This window comes from Streptomyces sp. NPDC049970 (genome assembly GCF_040660235.1).
Lineage (GTDB): Bacteria > Actinomycetota > Actinomycetes > Streptomycetales > Streptomycetaceae > Streptomyces.
Window position 1 is genome coordinate 466,482 of sequence record NZ_JBFALP010000005.1, and the last position, 16,644, is coordinate 483,125.

The 16,644-nt window shown below is 70.7% G+C and carries 15 protein-coding genes and 1 tRNA gene; 5 read left to right on the plus strand and 11 right to left on the minus strand.

From position 1 onward, the window contains the following. The 5 genes from AB0I83_RS13285 to AB0I83_RS13305 all read right to left on the minus strand — a co-directional run bounded on the left by AB0I83_RS13285 (position 1) and on the right by AB0I83_RS13305 (position 4,808). Positions 1-1,980: a copper resistance protein CopC gene (locus AB0I83_RS13285; RefSeq protein ID WP_363304616.1), complete on the minus strand. Its 1,980-nt coding sequence runs from the start codon at positions 1,978-1,980 to the stop codon at positions 1-3. 13 nt (positions 1,981-1,993) lie between these two features. Next, positions 1,994-2,440: a copper chaperone PCu(A)C gene (locus AB0I83_RS13290; protein WP_356535439.1), complete on the minus strand. Its 447-nt coding sequence runs from the start codon at positions 2,438-2,440 to the stop codon at positions 1,994-1,996. Next, positions 2,437-3,093: an SCO family protein gene (locus tag AB0I83_RS13295; protein ID WP_356535440.1), complete on the minus strand. Its 657-nt coding sequence runs from the start codon at positions 3,091-3,093 to the stop codon at positions 2,437-2,439. Before AB0I83_RS13295 ends, AB0I83_RS13290 begins: the two co-directional genes overlap by 4 nt. Before the next feature lie 59 nt (positions 3,094-3,152). Continuing rightward, positions 3,153-3,890 (minus strand): YcnI family protein, encoded by a 738-nt coding sequence (locus AB0I83_RS13300; protein WP_363304617.1) that lies wholly within the window; start codon positions 3,888-3,890, stop codon positions 3,153-3,155. Positions 3,891-3,992: 102 nt separating this feature from the next. Beyond that, positions 3,993-4,808, minus strand: coding sequence for a hypothetical protein (locus AB0I83_RS13305; protein ID WP_363304618.1), 816 nt, complete (start codon positions 4,806-4,808; stop codon positions 3,993-3,995). A 260-nt stretch (positions 4,809-5,068) separates the two neighbouring features. Between AB0I83_RS13305 and AB0I83_RS13310 the strand changes: the two genes are divergently transcribed. Next, a complete protein-coding gene (locus AB0I83_RS13310; RefSeq protein ID WP_363304619.1) occupies positions 5,069-5,629 on the plus strand; it encodes an ATP-binding protein in 561 nt (186 codons plus the stop codon). A gap of 48 nt (positions 5,630-5,677) precedes the next feature. Here the strand turns inward: AB0I83_RS13310 and AB0I83_RS13315 are convergent, their stop codons facing one another. After that, complete coding sequence (locus AB0I83_RS13315) at positions 5,678-7,141, minus strand: aminopeptidase P family protein (protein WP_363304620.1); 1,464 nt, start codon at positions 7,139-7,141, stop codon at positions 5,678-5,680. Positions 7,142-7,239: 98 nt separating this feature from the next. Then, complete coding sequence (locus AB0I83_RS13320; RefSeq protein WP_363304621.1) at positions 7,240-8,607, minus strand: PP2C family protein-serine/threonine phosphatase; 1,368 nt, start codon at positions 8,605-8,607, stop codon at positions 7,240-7,242. A gap of 655 nt (positions 8,608-9,262) precedes the next feature. Here AB0I83_RS13320 and AB0I83_RS13325 point away from each other — a divergent pair. Beyond that, positions 9,263-9,946 carry a bifunctional DNA primase/polymerase gene (locus AB0I83_RS13325; protein WP_363304622.1) on the plus strand — a complete coding sequence of 228 codons (684 nt, stop codon included), beginning with the start codon at positions 9,263-9,265 and terminating at the stop codon, positions 9,944-9,946. A 519-nt stretch (positions 9,947-10,465) separates the two neighbouring features. On the opposite strand, the gene AB0I83_RS13330 is transcribed toward AB0I83_RS13325, so the two are convergent. The 3 genes from AB0I83_RS13330 to AB0I83_RS13340 all read right to left on the minus strand — a co-directional run bounded on the left by AB0I83_RS13330 (position 10,466) and on the right by AB0I83_RS13340 (position 13,267). Beyond that, complete coding sequence (locus tag AB0I83_RS13330) at positions 10,466-11,431, minus strand: DUF5926 family protein (protein WP_363304623.1); 966 nt, start codon at positions 11,429-11,431, stop codon at positions 10,466-10,468. 247 nt (positions 11,432-11,678) lie between these two features. Continuing rightward, positions 11,679-12,386, minus strand: coding sequence for an ATP-binding protein (locus AB0I83_RS13335; RefSeq protein WP_363304624.1), 708 nt, complete (start codon positions 12,384-12,386; stop codon positions 11,679-11,681). Positions 12,387-12,439: 53 nt separating this feature from the next. Continuing rightward, positions 12,440-13,267 (minus strand): glycerophosphodiester phosphodiesterase, encoded by an 828-nt coding sequence (locus AB0I83_RS13340; protein ID WP_356535449.1) that lies wholly within the window; start codon positions 13,265-13,267, stop codon positions 12,440-12,442. A gap of 197 nt (positions 13,268-13,464) precedes the next feature. On the opposite strand from AB0I83_RS13340, the gene AB0I83_RS13345 reads away from it, so the two are divergent. The 3 genes from AB0I83_RS13345 (at position 13,465) to AB0I83_RS13355 (ending at position 15,871) form a co-directional block, all read left to right on the plus strand. Beyond that, entirely contained in the window at positions 13,465-14,958 is a 1,494-nt protein-coding gene (locus AB0I83_RS13345) for a trypsin-like peptidase domain-containing protein (protein WP_356841088.1), read from the plus strand. A gap of 60 nt (positions 14,959-15,018) precedes the next feature. Beyond that, a tRNA-Ser gene (locus AB0I83_RS13350) sits at positions 15,019-15,105 on the plus strand. A gap of 337 nt (positions 15,106-15,442) precedes the next feature. Next, entirely contained in the window at positions 15,443-15,871 is a 429-nt protein-coding gene (locus AB0I83_RS13355) for a hypothetical protein (RefSeq protein WP_363304625.1), read from the plus strand. A gap of 128 nt (positions 15,872-15,999) precedes the next feature. Here AB0I83_RS13355 and AB0I83_RS13360 read toward each other — a convergent pair whose 3' ends face one another. After that, complete coding sequence (locus AB0I83_RS13360; protein ID WP_363304626.1) at positions 16,000-16,380, minus strand: hypothetical protein; 381 nt, start codon at positions 16,378-16,380, stop codon at positions 16,000-16,002. Between the last annotated feature and the right edge of the window lie 264 nt (positions 16,381-16,644).

The following is a 16,644-nucleotide window of genomic DNA, read 5'->3' on the forward strand; positions in this document are numbered from 1 at the left end:
TCAGCCGATCTTCACGTTCTTGTCGATGGTTGTCTGGTCGATGTCCGACGTGCGCACGGTCACAGCGACCTTCCAGTCGCCGGCCATCGGGATCTGTACGCCGCTCGACGTCCAGTGCCCCTCGGTGAGGCGGTCGGGGACCACCGGGAGGGGCCCGATGTCCTTCGCCTCCAGGGTGAAGGCGAGCTTCACCTCGGGTACGTCCATGGGGCGCCCGTCCGGACCGTCGATCCAGAGGTGCACGCTGTTGGAGCCGGTTCCGCCGGGTGATATGTCCATGCGTACCGTGCCCTTGCCGTTCAGACCGCCGGTGTCGAAGGGCAGACTCAGGTTCACCTGGCCCCCGGTCACCGGCACAGCCGCCGCGGCGGTGTTGCCACGGGCGGCCTCCTCCTCGGTGCGGCCGGGTTCGGTGGACGTCAGGATCGTCGTCACCACGAGCAGCACCACGGCGATGCCCGTCTCCACCAGCACGGAACGCCGCAGTCCCGAGCGGTCCGGGTCGGCGTCACGGGCGCGCTTCTCCTTCGCCGTGGTCAGAGCGGCGCGCTGCCGGGAGAGCTGGGCGGCACGCTCCGGATCCACGCCGTCCCCGGCCGCGTCGGCGTCGGCCGAGGGGGCCGAGCTGTCCGAACCCCCGGAACCCCAGGAATCACCGTCCGGAAGCGACGAGGTGTCCGCGGCCGGCTCCAGGACCGAGCCGCCGGATCCGGTGCCCGCTGTCAGCCGCGCGGTCCACCGTCGCGAGATCCACGCGACCCCCACGAGCACCGCGACGAGTGCCACCTTGAGCAGCAGCAGCTGCCCGTAGCGGGTGCCGGTCAGGGCCGACCACGTACCGACCTGCCGCCAGGACTGGTAGAGCCCTGTCGCCGCGAGGACGAGCACGCTGCCGAACGCCATGCGGGAGAACCGCCGCACGGCGCCGCTCGTGAAGTCCGGCGCCCGGTACAGGGCGACCAGGAGTGCGGCGAGGCCGCCCAGCCAGCCGGCCACCGCGAGCAGGTGGAGCACGTCGACCGGCATGGCGATACCGGGCTGGATGCCGGTGGAGGCGTGTTCGGCCAGCGCCCACGTACCCGCGATGCCCGCCGCGATGACCGTTCCGCCGATCGCGAGTCCGAAGGTGAGGTCCTGCTTCTCCTTCTCGTCCTCGCGCTTGGCGTACGCCCCGAAGAGGACCGCGATGAAGAGGGCGGAGGCGCCCAGGAGCAGCAGCCGGGAGACCAGTGCGGCCCCCGGCTTGGTGTCGAGCACGGCCTGAAGCCCGCCGAGGTCGAAGGCGTCCGCGAGCTTGCCCGAGCCGGTGTAGGGACTGCGCAGCAGCAGCATGACCAGGGTGGCGGCGGTGAGTGTGATCCAGCCCCGCACGACGAGCCGCTGAAGCGGAAGGGAACCCGCCCCGCGCTGCCAGCAGGCGAGCACGAAGGCCGATCCGCCCGCGAGCAGGATGAACCCGGCGTACGCGGCGTAGCGCGCGATGCCGTAGAGCGCACCCACGAGACCGCCGCCGGCCTCGGCGGAAGGCAGCGCCACGGTGGTCTCGGAGGGGGCGCCGACGGAGAACGTGAAGGCTCCGGAGACCGGGTGGCTGTCCGCGGAGACGGCCTGCCAGGCCACGGTGTACGTGCCGTCGGGCAGCCCGCTGTGGAGCTGGACGCCGTACCGCACGGCACCACCTGCCGTCAGATCACGTGGGGCGCCGTCGTCGGCGCGCTTCCCGTCCGGGTCGAGGACCCGGATGGAGCCGTCGCCCATGGCGATCTGTTCGGAGAAGGTGAGGGTGACCTCCTCGGGGGCGGTGGCGACCACCGCCCCGTCCTGCGGGTCGCTCCCGGTGAGAGCGGCGTGCGCCGACGCGGGGCCCGCGCCTGCGAGCACCAGGCCGAACAGCATGCTGATCAGCGCGGTGAGGAGCGATGCCGCGGCGAGCGGCCGTCGTACCGGGGAGGGCCCGAAGTGCGGGGCGGTGGCCGTCATGGGTGTCAGTACCTCACTGCTTCTTCGGGTTGTAGGTGGTCTCCTTCACGGGAATGTCGACCTTGATGGGGTCGGCCTTCTCGAAGTGCAGTTCCACGGAGACCGTCTCGCCGCGTCTGGGCTGCTGCTTGAGGTCCGTGAACATGATGTGGTTGCCGCCGCGTTCGAGGTCGAGCTCACCGCCGGCCGGCACCTCGAACGACGAGACCATCCGCATCGTCCGGTTCGCCGTCTCGTGGATGGAGACGTGGTCGGAGAGCGAACTGGTCACCGAGGTGAGCCGGTCGGTGGCCCCACCGCTGTTCTTCACGAGGAGGAAACCGGCCGCCATGTCGCTGACGGGCTGAGGCATGAACGCCCCGGTCACCTCCAGCCGGGGGCTGCCGTCCGAGGAACAGCCCGTCAGCGCCAGCCCGGTGGCGAGGGTCAGTGCGCCGGCGACGGCGGTGCGCCGCTTCACGGGGTCTTCCCCTCGACGAGCTTCGGCAGGTCCTTCGTGTAGTCCTCGGCCGTGGTGTCCTCGCCGTAGAGCACGTAACCCTGGTCGGTCTTCGGGGAGAACGCGATGACCTGGGCGCCGTGCATCGAGACGACCGTGCCGTCCTTCTCCTTCTTCGGCGGGTCGATGCCGATGCCGATCTGCCGTGCTCCGGCCTGGATGGCCGGGAAGTCGCCGGTGAGGCCGGTGAAGTCGGGGTCCTGGGCCTTGAGCCAGCTGCCCAGGGACGCGGGGGTGTCCCGTTCGGGGTCCGTCGTGACGAAGACGACCTGGAGTTCGTCCTGCTCGGCCTTCGGCAGGGCGCGCTTGGCGAGCGCGATGTTGCTCATGGTCAGCGGGCAGACGTCGGGGCAGTTGGTGTAGCCGAAGTAGATGAGTGTCGGCTTGCCCTTGGTCTGCTCGCGCAGGTCGTACTTCTTGCCGTGCGTGTCGGTGAGGACGAGATCGGGCTTGGTGAACGGCTGGTCGAGCACGGTTCCGGGCTTGGACGCGGGCTGGGTGGAGACGTCGGCGACGGACTTGTCCGCCGAGTCCCCGCCGCTGCCGCAGGCCGACAGGGTCAGTGCTGCCGCGGCGGCGAACGCCGCGGCCAGCACCGTCTTCTTGCTGTGCATGGAGCTGATTCCTGGTCTGTCGTGCGAGTGATGGAGCCGGGAGCGATGGAGCCTGCTGGTCAGGCGCTGCGGCGACGGCCGGCGAGGACGCCGAACGCCACACCCGCGACGCCGACGACGATGCCGACGATGCCGAGGACCCGGGCGGTGCTGTCGCTGTTCGACGAGGACGCGCTCTCCTCGGACGCCGTGGCCTCCTTCGCCTCGGCGGCCTCGCCACTCTTGTCGTCGTCGGTCGCTGCAGCACCGTGGCCGCCTTCCGCCGGAGCGGTCAGCGCGAGGACGGGAGCGGGGTTCGCGGGCTCCTCGCCGCCCTCGGCGGGCTCCTCGATCCAGCGGACGACTTCCTTGTTGCTGTACGTCTGGAGCGCCTTGAAGACCAGCTGGTCGGCGTCCTCGGGGAGCTGGCCGAGGGAGAGCGGGAACTGCTGGAAGAAGCCGGCCTCGATGCCGTCGCCCTCCGCGGTCCAGGTGACCTTGGAGACGGCTTCGTTGATCTTCTTGCCGTGCACCTCGAGCGGCTTGGCCAGCTTGCTCCTGGTCACGTCGATCTTCCAGCCGTCGACCGGCTGGGGGCTGACGGAAGCGAGCGGGTGGTCCGTCGGGAAACTGACCTCGAGCTTCACGGTGGAGGCGTCGTCGCGCTCGTTGGGCACCTTGAAGTTGACGGTGGCGTAGCCGCCCTTGGCGGCCTCGCCCACCGGCTGCACGCCGACGTGCGCGAAGGCGGGACCGGCGAGCAGCAGGACGGTGGACGCGGCGACGCCGCCCGCGACGGCGATGCGTGAAACGTTCATGGCAGGGATCACTCCACAGGGCAGGAGAAGAGGTGGTCCGGCGCGCGGAGGCGCGACGGCGTCACGACCACCTCGTCACCGGTTCCGGCGGAGGGGGTCGCGTCAGGCTGCGCGTACGTATACGGGCGGCGGCCCGCGCCTGATCACCATGTGCTGCAGAGGATCCCCGCTGACCGGCGCGGGAGCGTCCGCGGCGGTACGGGGAAGGCGCGGCCCGGTCGTGGGCCGCCCCGGAAGCCCCGCACGCAGAGCGCGTACGAGTGCCATGGCCGCCCGCAGCGCGCCGAGCCTCGCTCCGGCCGCGAGCTGCCGGCCGCTCCTGGCCGAGAGCCCGGCCAGCCGGAAGAGTGCGATCTCGCCCCGGCGCAGCAGCCACCCGGTGGCGAGCGCGGCGAGCAGGTGCCCCAGGAACATGGGCAGGCTGGGCAGTCCGGACATCATCGACGCCATGGCCGCGGGGTCCGCCGCGGCCGTCGCTCCGGACGCCAGGTGCGGGTGTCCCTGGGCCACGGTCGCGGGGTCCAGGCCCGCGGTGGTCACGATGCGGTGGGCGTCACCCGCGGTCAGTTGCGCCGGCCCGGCACCGCACACCAGCCCGGCGGCGAAGTGGATCAACGAGTCGTCCCCGGACGGTGCCGCGGCCGCGGGGGCGTGCCGTCCCAGTCCGAAGAGGACGTGCAGGCCGACCTGGCCGGCCGCGAGGGCGGCGGTGATCGACAGGAGGGTCCGTTCGCGTCCGGCGAGCGCGGCCGCCACGGCGAACACCCCGGCGAAACCTGCCGCCAGAGGCCACCCGGAGACACCCGAGCCCGCCGCGATCCCATGTCCCGCCGCGGCGAGCACGACACAGACCGCGGTGAACACCGCGGTCCTCAGGAGCCGCATACCGGCTCCGGCGCGTGCGACAGGGATAGACATGGCCGGGTCATCATCGCACTGGGCCCCCGGTCCGCGTACGGCAGGTCCGGAAGGTCGGCATCCGTCCCCATGAGGGAGTGATCGTGAGGTGTTGCACCTGTTCACGGTTGCTCCCGGGCCTCCCTCGCGGCCGGACATACACCGGTGAACGGAACATTGGCATCCGCCGAATGAGCGCTGTCACGGCGAATTCGTGCTTACGAAGCGTCCGGCCCGGCAATACGTAACGGTATGTCGAGCCGCAGCCAGGAGGCTGGAGCATGAGCATGTGGTGGTCACTCCATTTGCGGCGCGAAGCTGCGAGCGTCCCGCTCGCCCGTCGTTTCCTGCTCGGCACCATGGAGACCGCGGGGGTGGATCCGGACATCTCCTACGACCTCTCCGTCGCGCTCAGCGAAGCCTGTGCGAACGCCGTCGAACACGGCGGCGGGCTGAGGGACGTGGGTGAGGCCGGCCACGCCGGGGACGGGCAGTCCGGACAGGCCTGCGGGCAGTACCGGGTCACCGCTTATCTGGACGGCGAGAAGTGCCGTATCGAAGTCGCCGACTCGGGGCCGGGGTTCCCCTCCAGGCGCACGCTTCGCACCGCCGCGCAGCCGTTCGCCGGACAGCCGGCGGACCAGCAGCCGCCCGCGTCCCGCCCGTCCCAGGCGCGCAGGACGGGGCACCCTCCGGCGACGGCGGAGAGCGGTCGGGGACTCTGCCTGATCGAGGAGCTCTCCGATCACGTCCACTTCGGCAACGGCCCGGGACGTGGCGCGGTGGTGAGCTTCGACAAGATCCTGAAATGGCGGGAGGGCGCGCTGCTCATGGTGTCCTGAGCAGCACGCCCACCGGCGCGCGGGGCGCGGACCTCCGCGCCCCGCGTATCAGCCCTTGAGCCCGGCCATCCACGCCTCGACCTCGTCGGCCCGGCGCGGCAGCGAGGCGGACAGGTTCCGGTTGCCGTCCTCGGTGACGAGGATGTCGTCCTCGATCCGGACGCCGATCCCGCGGTACTCCTCGGGCACGGTCAGGTCGTCGGCCTGGAAGTACAGTCCGGGCTCCACCGTGAGGCAGACTCCCGGCTCCAGGGTGCCGTTGACGTACGACTCGGTGCGCGCGGCGGCGCAGTCGTGGACGTCCATGCCGAGCATGTGGCCGGTGCCGTGCAGCGTCCAGCGGCGCTGCAGACCCAGCTCCAGGACCTTCTCCACGGACAGGTCGCCGAGCAGGCCCCACTCGACCAGCTTCTCGGCGAGCACCCGCTGGGCGGCGTCGTGGAAGTCGCGGAACGCGCCGCCGGGCTTCACGGCCGCGATGCCCGCCTCCTGGGCCTCGTACACCGCGTCGTAGATCTTCCGCTGCAGCGGGGAGAACGTGCCGTTGATGGGCAGCGTCCTCGTCACGTCGGCGGTGTAGAGCTCGGTGGTCTCCACGCCCGCGTCGAGGAGCAGGAGCTCGCCGGAGCGGACCGCGCCGTCGTTGCGGACCCAGTGCAGCGTGGTGGCGTGCGGGCCGGCGGCGCAGATCGAGCCGTAGCCGATGTCGTTGCCGTCGACGCGGGCGCGCAGGAAGAAGGTGCCCTCGATGTAGCGCTCGCTGGTGGCCTCGGCCTTGTCGAGGACCTTCACGACGTCCTCGAAGCCGCGGGCCGTGGCGTCGCAGGCCCTCTGGAGTTCGGCGATCTCGAAGGCGTCCTTGACCAGGCGGGCCTCGGAGAGGAAGACGCGCAGTTCCTCGTCGCGCTCCGCGGTGACCTTGTCGGTCAGCGCCGCCTCGATGACCGCGTCGTGGCCCCGGACGTTGCGCACCGGGCCGGTGGCCTCGGCCAGCGCGGCCGGAAGCTCGCGGACGTCCTTCGCGGGGATGCCCAGCAACTGCTCGGCCTCGGCGAGGGAGTGGCGGCGGCCGACCCAGAGCTCGCCCTGGCCGTCGAGCCAGAAATCACCGTTCTCACGGTTCGATCGGGGCAGCAGGTAGACCGTCGCCCGGTGCCCGGTACCGGCAGGCTCGAGCACCAGGACGCCGTCCTGGGTCAGGTCGCCGGTGAGGTAGGCGTACTCGGTGGAAGGCCGGAAGGCGTACTCGGTGTCGTTGGAGCGGGTCTTCAGACCGCCCGCGGCAATCACCAGACGCTCACCGGGGAAGCGCGCGGACAGTGCGGTTCGGCGGGCCGCGGTGTGCGGGGCCTGGGCGATCGGCTCCAGGCCGTGCAGCTCGGTGTCGGCCCAACCGGACTTCATGTTCTCGGCGAGCTCATCGGAAATGCCCGGGTACAGGCCGTTCTTCCGCTGCTTGATCGGCTCTGCCTCTGCTGCTTCCGGGGTCTCCGGGGTGAGCTCCTCAGACACGATTTGTCCTCCTTGTATGACACTGGGCCCTGCCCATCGTACGGGCGTACGGAAGGGGGCCCAGGGCCGGAAGACCTCTTACGTTTCCGGAGCGGCCGTCAGTCGAAGCGCGCTGCGAGGACGACCACGTCCTCGGCGCCGTCGTCGGGGCCCAGGCCCTCGGGCAGCACGGTCCGCAGGATGTGGTCGGCGAGGGCTCCGGGGTCCTGGCGCACGGTCCTCGGCGCCGAGGCCGCCGCCGAGTGCAGCCGCGCGAACGCCCGGTCCATGGAGTCGCCGGCGCGGCGCAGCAGCCCGTCCGTGTAGAGGACCACGGTCTCGCCCGGAGCGGGTGTGAACTCCACGCTCGGTGCCTCCCAGCAGGAGAGCATGCCCAGCGGCGCGGACAGTGGCGTCTCCACGAACTCGGTGCGTCGGTCGCCGGTCACCAGGGGCGGGGCGTGCCCGGCCCCTGCGACCACGACGGTGCGCCGGACCGGCTCGCAGTACGCGTAGAGGGCGGTCGCCGCGCGGTGCGGCTCGGTGAGCCGCAGGAGGAGTTCGAGATCGGCGAGTACGGCGACGGGGTCCTCGCCCTCCATCACCGCGTAGGCCCTAAGTCCCGCGCGAAGCCTGCCCATGGCGGCCAGCGCGGCCGGTCCCGAACCGCCGACCGAGCCTACGGCGAGGCCAAGGGCGTTGTCCGGGAGGGGCAGGGCGTCGTACCAGTTGCCGCCGCCCCCGGTGGCGGCCCGGTGGCGTACGGCCAGCCGTACGCCGGGAACGAGGGGCAGCCGGGTGGGGAGCAGCTCCTCGGCGATGACGGCCACATCCGCCCTGGCGCGTTCCAGTTCGAGCAGGCGGGCCAGGTGTTCGGCGGCGTAGCGGGCGTACACCCCGACGAGATGGCACTGGCGTTCCAGCGGCTCGGCCGGTTCGTCGTACAACCAGACGGCCACGCCGAGTCTTCCGGCGGCATCGGTGGCGAGGGGCAGCGCGTAGCTGGCGGCGTAACCGAGCTGCGCGGCGACCTCGCGGCACCGGGGGTCCAGGCCGGTGTCGCCGAGGATGTCGGGGCTGGCGAGCGGTCCGTCGGTGTCGGGGAGCCCCTCGAGGAAGCGGCCGTGGGGGGTGGCGCTGCGCGGCACGGTCTCGATGTGCCCGAGTTCCGCGTGGGCGAGGCCGAGCCCGATGGTGCGGGACGGTCCTCCGCCGGCTGGTTCCAGTACGAGGAGTCCGCGGCCCGCTCCGACGAGGGCGGCTCCGGCGCTCAGGACTTCGTGCAGGGCGCTGTCCAGTACGCCGGTTCCGGCCAGCCGCTCGGTGAGCTCGTGCAGGGTGGTCAGGTCGGACACCCAGCCCGCCAGCCGGTCCTGGAGGAAAACCCCCGGCGCGAGAGGTACGTCGTTCAGGGGCGCGTGAGTGTGCGTTGAAACGGGAACCATAGGATCGATTCCAGCCACTTTCGGCAGATGGGGGGCGCTCATGGACGTCGGCTTTCCGACCTGTGCGTTCTGTCGAATAGCATCGCAAACCCCCATCTCGTTCTGCGCCGCTATCAGTGCATCCGCATGTACACGCACCCACATCTACACGCACAAGTGAGGTGATGTCCAGCATTGTCCTCACGGCATTTGCGGTGTCCAGGTTGCCTGTCAACTTGGCCAGAAAATGCACCCCCAGGCGGCCATTTGCGATCGACTGGGCGGGCTCGACAGCGGGAACCCTCGGGGTGAAGTGCCGGAGGGAGCGTCATCCCGGACATGCTGGGTACGTAGTCGTGGATGGCCAGGGGCAGTTGCGACCGCCCCGGAACCCGACAGCGAGCCCGGGCGTCCTCACCGGTGACGGCCGCCCGCCCACCCCCGAGTGGCGGGGTTGCACAAGGGACGGCACGCGCGATGCGCACGCCGACCGCGCGAAGTTTTGACTGGACTCGGCTCGGCTCAACCCGGCTCGACTCGGCTCAGCCCCATTCTGTTCGGTTCCACTCTGCTCTGCTCGGCTCACGCTCGGCACCGACTGATCGTCCGTACCGCAGGCTCGATGAGCAAGCACACAAAGCGAAGAGACGCACGCGTGGCGTAACGGGCACGTGGTGCGATGTGGACCTCGGCGTTCAACGGAAAGGAACGAGCGCTCATGCGCGAGATCCTCGGAAGGCGACGCAGGCACCGGCCCCGGCGCAAGAAGAGTTCCGCCCAGCTCGACGCGGCACTGATCTGCGCCGCGGTCTGGAAGTGGCCTGTGCTGCCCGGTGCGACACCGGCGGCGGGAGCTGCGACGGGCGAACGCGGCCGCGGCTGCTCCTGTCCCGACCCCGAGTGCGCCGTGCCCGGCGCGCACCCCTTCGATCCAGGCCTTCTCGCGGCCACCACCGACGAGCGCATGGTGCGCTGGTGGTGGACCAACCGGCCGACAGCCCCCCTCGTCCTGGCGACAGGCGGCGGAGCGCCCTGCGCACTGAGCCTGCCGGCCGTGGCCGGAGCCCGCGCCCTCACCGCGCTCGACGGCATGGGGCTGCGGCTCGGCCCCGTGGTGGCGACGCCCACCAGGTGGTCGCTGCTGGTGTCCCCCTACACGCTCGAGCGCCTCGGGGAGTTGCTGCACGCCAAGGACCGGGTGCCGAGCTCCCTCCGGTTCCACGGAGAAGGCGGCTACCTGATCCTGCCTCCGTCCGAGGTGGGTACGGGGCAGGTGCGCTGGGAGCGCGCTCCGGAAGCGGGAGACGCGGCGCCGTGGCTCCCCGACGTGGAGACCGTCCTGGACGCCCTTGTCGAGGCGAGCAACAGTGCTCCGGACGGCGGCAGTCGGCTCACCTACTGACCGGAGCCCGGCACAACGCCCCGTCTGCCGTCTGCCGTCTGCCGTCTGCCGTGGGCCTTCTGCCGGCTCCCGCGCCGGGGCGCCGGCCTCGGGGCGGTGCCGCCGCCCGGTGGTCGCGGTCGCCTCCGAACTCTGTCCGAAAGGCAACGGCCCGGCTCCGACCGGGGTCCGGGGGCGCACCGGACCGGACCGGAGAGCAACTGGCCCTGCACACAGTGGGGCTGACGGCACGTCGGTCCGTGGTGACGGATGCGGGAGGGTGAAGTCGGGCGCTGGGCCGGGTGGTTGCCGCAGGCCCGCTGTCCGCGAGACGCCCCGGCGTGCGCCCCGGGCGTCCGACGCCGGAAACGAGAACGCCCGGCCGCTGGCGACGGGGGATGCACCAGCGACCGGGCTTCCAGAACCGTAACAAGAGATCTGCCGTGAGCAAATTCGATCTCGTCGATTCGGTCAGCTATTTACCGACGGGTACGGGGAGTTGTGACGGGAGTCACCGCCGCGTACCGCCCTTCGTCACTCTCAGCTGAGCGTCACCTGGCGGTTGGTGAGCCCACCGCGTGCCCGGCGCTCGTCGGCGGTGAGAGGGGCGTCCGAGGCGAGGGCTTCCGCCAGCCGCTCCGCGAACTGTGCCGCGGGCTTCTCGCACTCCTCCGCGCCCATCGCGCTCGGCAGGTCCCAGACCGGCACCATGAGTCCATGGGCACGGAACGAGCCCACCAGGCGGGTTCCCTCGCCCAGCGATGAGGTGCCCGCCGCGTGCAGTCGTGCGAGGGCGTCGAGGAGTCGGTCCTCGGGGTGCGGCATGACCCAGCGCAGGTGGTTCTTCTCCGGCGTCTCGCACCAGTACGACGCGTCCACCCCGGTCAGCCGGGTGGTGGGGATCGCCGCCGCGTTGGCGCGCTCCAGCGAGGCCGACACCTCCGCCGTGGCGTTCTCCGCGTCGGGCACCCAGAACTCGAACCCGGAGTGCACGACGGGCTCGAACGCCGCGTCGGGGTCGAGGACGTCCTGCAGCCGCGGGCCGTCGGCCGGCACCCGGCGGGCGGCGACCGGCGAACCGGGCTCGGCCTCCAGCGCGCGCTGGAGGGTGTCCGCGAGATCGCGGCTGAGGTCACCGGACGAGGTGTCGTTCTGCAGTGCCAGCAGGACGGAGCCGTCGTCACGGCGCAGTGCCGGCCAGGCCATCGGCAGCACGGTCGCGAGCGCCACGGAGGGCACGCCCTCGGGGAGCCCGCCCTTCAGGGTCAGGTCGACGGTCGCGGCGGGTACCAGCTCGCGCAGGGCGACCCAGTCGCCCTCGCCGGCGAGTCCCTCGAAGGGGCGCTGGACCAGCTCGGTCACGGCGTGGGCCGCGGCGCGTCCGTGACACGCCTTGTAGCGGCGTCCCGAACCGCACGGGCAGGGCTCACGGGCCCCGACGACCGGGATCTCACCATCCTTGAGCTGCGGCTTCCCGGTCTTGGACTGAGGGCGCTTCTTGGCCATGGTGGGCGTTCTCCCGATTGCGACAGTGCGGTCTCGGGCGCGAGCCTAGTCGTCCCCGTCGCCGCCGGGGCACACACGCAGCTGTCCCGGACCGCTCTGTCCGGGACGCGTTGTGCCGGGTCGCGTTGTCTCGGACCGCCCTGTGCCTGACCGTGCTGTGCCAGGTCGCCCACCCGCGGGCGTTCGTGCCGGCCCGCGGCCTGTGCTGCTCTCGGACCACGTCGGCCCGGGACCGCCCGTGCGGCCGTCAGCCCGCGTCGTCGAAGGCGTCGAGGGCGTCGGCGAGCTCCAGTCCGTCCAGTGAGCCGAGTCCGCCCAGCCGTGCGATCGGGGCCAAGCCGTCGAGCCCGCCCGCGCCCGGCCGTTCCCGGCGCGTGTCCGGCACGCGCCCGGGGCCGGCCGTGGCGAACCCGTTGTGCCCGTGCCCGTGGCCGCAGGAGACCAGGGCCCAGACGGTGACCTCGCCCGCCGCGTCGTCCCGTACGCCCCATTCCTGGGCCAGGGCGCTGATGATGTTGAGGCCACGGCCACCGCGCGCGGTGACCGAGGGTGTGGCCGGAGCGGGCCTGGTGGGTCCGCCGCCGTCCGTGACCTCGACGGTGAGGCCCCCTCTTCCGTCCACGTGCCACGCGGCGCGGATGTCGCCGTCGCCCATCTCTGTGTGCTTCCCCAGCGGTCTGCCGTGCCGGCAGGCGTTGCTGAGGAGTTCGGAAAGGATCAGTACGGCGTCGTCGACCACGGTGTCCGAGACCCCGTTGCTGCGCAGCTGCTCACGCATGCTGTGCCGCGCCTGCCCCACACCCGAGGGTCCATGGGGAACGGCCATGCTCGACGACGTAGGCACTTCCTGTGCCACCACAAACGCCACCCCCGAGACCTCCTTTGCCCCACGCCACGGATTGGATGCCCTCCTGGACTGTGCCGGAAACCGGCCAAAGCCCTGCCGGTGACGCACTCGTAACGATCGAATGCGGAGCGAATGCGCCGGTGCACACCTTGTAACTGATACTAAGAGCGGCCAAGTTGCGATCTGACCTGTTTCGGGCGGTTCGTGATGATCGCTTCGACACCGAGGCGCACGCAGAGCTCCACGTCCTCCGGCTCGTTCACGGTCCACACGTGCACCCGGTGGCCCGCCCGGTGCAACCGCTCGATGTACCCGGGGTGATTGCGTACGATCCGCATCCCGGGGCCCGCGATCCGTGCCCCCGCGGGGAGCCGGCCGTCGCGCAGCCGCGGTGAGACGAACTGCATCAGGAAGACCGTCGGCAGGGCGGGCGCGGCGGCGCGCACGCGGTACAGGGACCGCGCGGAGAAGCTCATGACGCGCACGGGGGACGGTTCGTCGGCCGGAGGCTCGTCCAGGCCGAACCGCTTGAGCAGGTGGATCAGCCGTTCCTCGACCTGGCCGGCCCAGCGCGTCGGGTGCTTGGTCTCGACCGCCAGCTGGAGCGGCCGGCCCGCCGCCCGGACGTCGTGGACCAGTTCGAGAAGCCGTTCGAGTGTGAGTACGGACGTGAGCTCACCTGGCACCGGGTCCCAGTCGGGGGACTCCTCGTGGTCCTTCCAGGAGCCGAAGTCGAGGGCGGCGAGATCGGCCAGTTCCAGGGCCGAGACGGCCCCCCTGCCGTTCGACGTGCGGTTCACCCTGCGGTCGTGCACGCAGACGAGCTGGCCGTCGGCCGTGAGGCGTACATCGCACTCCAGGGCGTCCGCCCCGTCCTCGACGGCCTTCCGGTACGCGGCCAGAGTGTGCTCCGGGGCGTCGTCCGAGGCGCCGCGATGGGCGATGACCTGGATGGGAGGCTGTCCGGAGGGTAGGCGCGCGTGGGTCACGGCGCCATCGTGTCACCGAGACGCGTCGGCTGCTGACACCTTGTTGCGTAAGACCGTTTTGCCTGATGTAAAGATTGGTGTGCGGATGCACAGGTCCTGCTTACAGTGGCCTGACGTGCTGTGGGAAAAGCTGACCGCAGACACGTGCACAGCGGATCTCTTGCCGAATGCCGAGTGGAACCGAGGAGTAAAGAGCTGTGAGCACCGAGAACGAGGGCAACGAGGGCACCACGGTTCCGTCCGTACCGTCCGTACCTCCTGTGCCGGCCGCCGCTCCTGAGGGCACCCCGCAGGGCGGTCCGTCCGCACCGGCGGGCCCGCCCGCCCCGGCGGACGCGCCGACCGCACAGGTGCCGACCGCGCACCAGGACGGCGCCGGCCAGGCCGCCGGGCACGATCCGTACGCGTACGGCCCGCCGGCCCCGCAGCAGCCTCCGTCGCCGGGGCAGCCCCCGTCCGGTTCGGCGGCCTGGCCCCCGCCCCCTCCCGCCATCCCTTCGTACGCCGACGGCGGCAGCCCGCCGGCCTGGGGCGCTCCCACCCACTCGGAACCCGGGCACCCGCGCAAGCGCCGTGCCGGCGGCCTGGTCGCCGCCGTCGCGGTGGCGGCTCTCGTCGCGGGCGGAGTGGGCGGAGCCCTCGGCTACTGGGCCGCGGACAGCAGCGACTCCGGTTCCTCCTCCGGCTCGACCACGGTCGCGGCCTCCAACAGCCCGAAGGACTTCAAGCGCGAGGCCGGCACGGTCGCCGGCGTCGCTGCGAACGCGCTGCCCAGCGTGGTCACCATCGACGCGAAGTCCGGCGACGGCGAGGGCGGCACGGGCACCGGCTTCGTGTACGACAAGGAGGGCCACATCCTCACGAACAACCACGTGGTCGCCTCCGCGGCCGACAGCGGCCAGCTGACCGCCACGTTCTCCGACGGCAAGAAGTACGACGCCGAGGTGGTCGGCCGGGCCCAGGGCTACGACGTGGCCGTACTGAAGCTGAAGAAGGCCCCGGACGGGCTGACCCCGCTGCCCCTGGGCGACTCGGACAAGGTCGCGGTGGGCGACTCCACCATCGCGATCGGCGCACCGTTCGGTCTGTCCAACACGGTGACCACCGGCATCATCAGCGCGAAGGACCGTCCGGTCGCATCCGGTGACGGTTCCAGCAACAAGAACTCGTACATGAGCGCCCTGCAGACCGACGCCTCGATCAACCCGGGCAACTCCGGCGGACCGCTCCTCGACGCCGGCGGGGCTGTCATCGGCATCAACTCGGCCATCCAGTCCACCAGCGGTGGCGGCGCCGGTCAGTCGCAGGCCGGTTCCATCGGCCTCGGCTTCGCCATCCCGGTCAACCAGGCGAAGAACGTCGCGGAGCAGCTGATCGAGACCGGTCAGCCCGTCTACCCGGTGATCGGCGCGACCGTCACGATGGACGAGAAGACCGGCGGCGCGGTCATCTCGGAGGAGGGCGCGGGCGGCACCCCGGCCGTCACACCGAACGGTCCGGCGGCCCAGGCGGGGCTGAAGGCCGGTGACGTGATCACCAAGTTCGACGACACGGCGGTCGACAGCGGCCCGACCCTGATCGGCGAGATCTGGACCCACAAGGCGGGCGACAAGGTGACGCTCACCTACAAGCGCGACGGCAGGACGGCAACGGCCGAAGTCACCCTGGGCGAGCGCAAGGGCGACAGCTGACCGGCTAGGCTGTGCCACGCATCAAGCCGCCCCCGCTCAGGGGGACCGGCCACGATGCGGGGTGGGTTGCCCGAGCGGCCTAAGGGAACGGTCTTGAAAACCGTCGTGGCAGCGATGTCACCGTGGGTTCAAATCCCACACCCACCGCAGCAGGTCAGCGTAGGCGCTGGTCAGAAGGGGTGTCTCTCGCTGAGAGGCACCCCTTCCGCGTTCCACCCTGTCTCACTCCGAGCGCCTGGATCCCACGGTTGATCAGCCCGTGTGGGCCATGTGCGGGCCAGGATGACCCCTCATTTGCGCTGCTCAAACAGTTGTCGATGGGGTATCGCTTGTGGCGGGCGGGTCGAACGGTGCGTGTTTTCGGGGCCCCAGTCGCGATGCTTTGCGCCCTTGACGACTCCCAAAGCGTCCGAAAGACGCCTTGTTTTGAGCTCCATCCCTGATTTGATCTAAGGGTTGCGAAGATCAATCCAAGGGGAGTGGCATGTTCAACGCAAAGAGCGTCGGAAGCACCTTCGGCGTGCTGCTGGCGGCGGGGGCTTTGACGGTTGGCGCTGCGTCTACGGCGAGTGCTGCGGCATCCGTCACGAAGACAGCGAGCTGTTCCACCACGGGGGCGTCTGGCTCGTCAGTCTCTGTGAACGGCTCGGATCCGCGCGGTGAGGTTGCAGTCACTCTGAGCGTGAAGGACACCTCAGCTGACGGGCATCACGTGCGAGTGCGTTACCTCACGAAGACTGACGGTGGTTCCACTCTTACCTGGCCGTGGCGTTCCAACACCGAGGGCAGCGGAGTTACGAAGGTGTGGGAGACCACAGCTCAGAGCAGCAACGGAATCTACGAAAAGGGCGTGCAGATAGCCCGCTTTGAGGGAGACACGCTGCTGAACTCCTGCACGCGTTGGGCGGCCTGATTACCGTCGCGGCCTAGCTATCAAGGTGGGTTGCAGCCACACAGTTCGCAGGGGTGCCTCTCGAGAGGGGCACCCCTGCTGCTTTTAGGCTGCGTCAGATGCGTGTCCGAGCTGAGGCTGGGCGACCATCAGTACCCGTCGTCACTACTAAGGCCAACGTCGATGAGCTGATTGGCTCGGTCCTGCTGGCCACGCAGGATCTTCGCGTAGAACCGGAAGAGCACTGCGATGCTGTGTCCTGCCCGTCGCGCCACTTCGACGGGGTCGACTCCGGCGTTGATCCAAAGCGATACGCCGGCATGCCGGAGCGAGTACGGGACGGCAGCGAGAGGGGACGCCGCTTCGGGCTGGGACAGGACCGCGGTTCGCGCGACCTCCCAGAGTGCGCAGTACTCGGTGGAACGGACCCGTCCCCCACGCGCCGCACGGAAGATGTGGCCGTCCGGCCCCGCTCCGTACTGCTCAATGTGCTCGCGCAGCAGCGCCACGAGCACAGGTGGGATCGGCACCGGTCGAGTAGCGCGGCGAGCTCTGCGCTTGAGGCCGCGCTGCTCGAACGACGCTCCGTCGTCGGTCCACCCTGAACCCACCTCTGGACGACTGCCGCCCAGTGTCAGCTCACCCCAGCCGGTCTCGGGCAGTCGGCAGTCAGTGGTCGGGACTGCTGCAGGGTTGGGTGACAGCGGGGTTTATGCAGCCAGGGCTGCGGCTGGGATCATGATGGTCTCGTACTCGACGGGGGTCAATCGGGCCAGGCGTCTCTGACGCCGGCG

What these genes read in the sequence shown, in the direction of transcription:
- AB0I83_RS13285 (WP_363304616.1), bottom strand. Translation starts at nt 1,980, where the DNA reads ATGACGGCCACCGCCCCGCACTTCGGGCCCTCCCCGGTACGACGGCCG.
- AB0I83_RS13295 (WP_356535440.1), bottom strand. Translation starts at nt 3,093, where the DNA reads ATGCACAGCAAGAAGACGGTGCTGGCCGCGGCGTTCGCCGCCGCGGCA.
- AB0I83_RS13300 (WP_363304617.1), bottom strand. Translation starts at nt 3,890, where the DNA reads ATGAACGTTTCACGCATCGCCGTCGCGGGCGGCGTCGCCGCGTCCACC.
- AB0I83_RS13305 (WP_363304618.1), bottom strand. Translation starts at nt 4,808, where the DNA reads ATGTCTATCCCTGTCGCACGCGCCGGAGCCGGTATGCGGCTCCTGAGG.
- AB0I83_RS13310 (WP_363304619.1), top strand. Translation starts at nt 5,069, where the DNA reads ATGAGCATGTGGTGGTCACTCCATTTGCGGCGCGAAGCTGCGAGCGTC.
- AB0I83_RS13320 (WP_363304621.1), bottom strand. Translation starts at nt 8,607, where the DNA reads ATGAGCGCCCCCCATCTGCCGAAAGTGGCTGGAATCGATCCTATGGTT.
- AB0I83_RS13325 (WP_363304622.1), top strand. Translation starts at nt 9,263, where the DNA reads ATGCGCGAGATCCTCGGAAGGCGACGCAGGCACCGGCCCCGGCGCAAG.
- AB0I83_RS13330 (WP_363304623.1), bottom strand. Translation starts at nt 11,431, where the DNA reads ATGGCCAAGAAGCGCCCTCAGTCCAAGACCGGGAAGCCGCAGCTCAAG.
- AB0I83_RS13355 (WP_363304625.1), top strand. Translation starts at nt 15,443, where the DNA reads ATGTTCAACGCAAAGAGCGTCGGAAGCACCTTCGGCGTGCTGCTGGCG.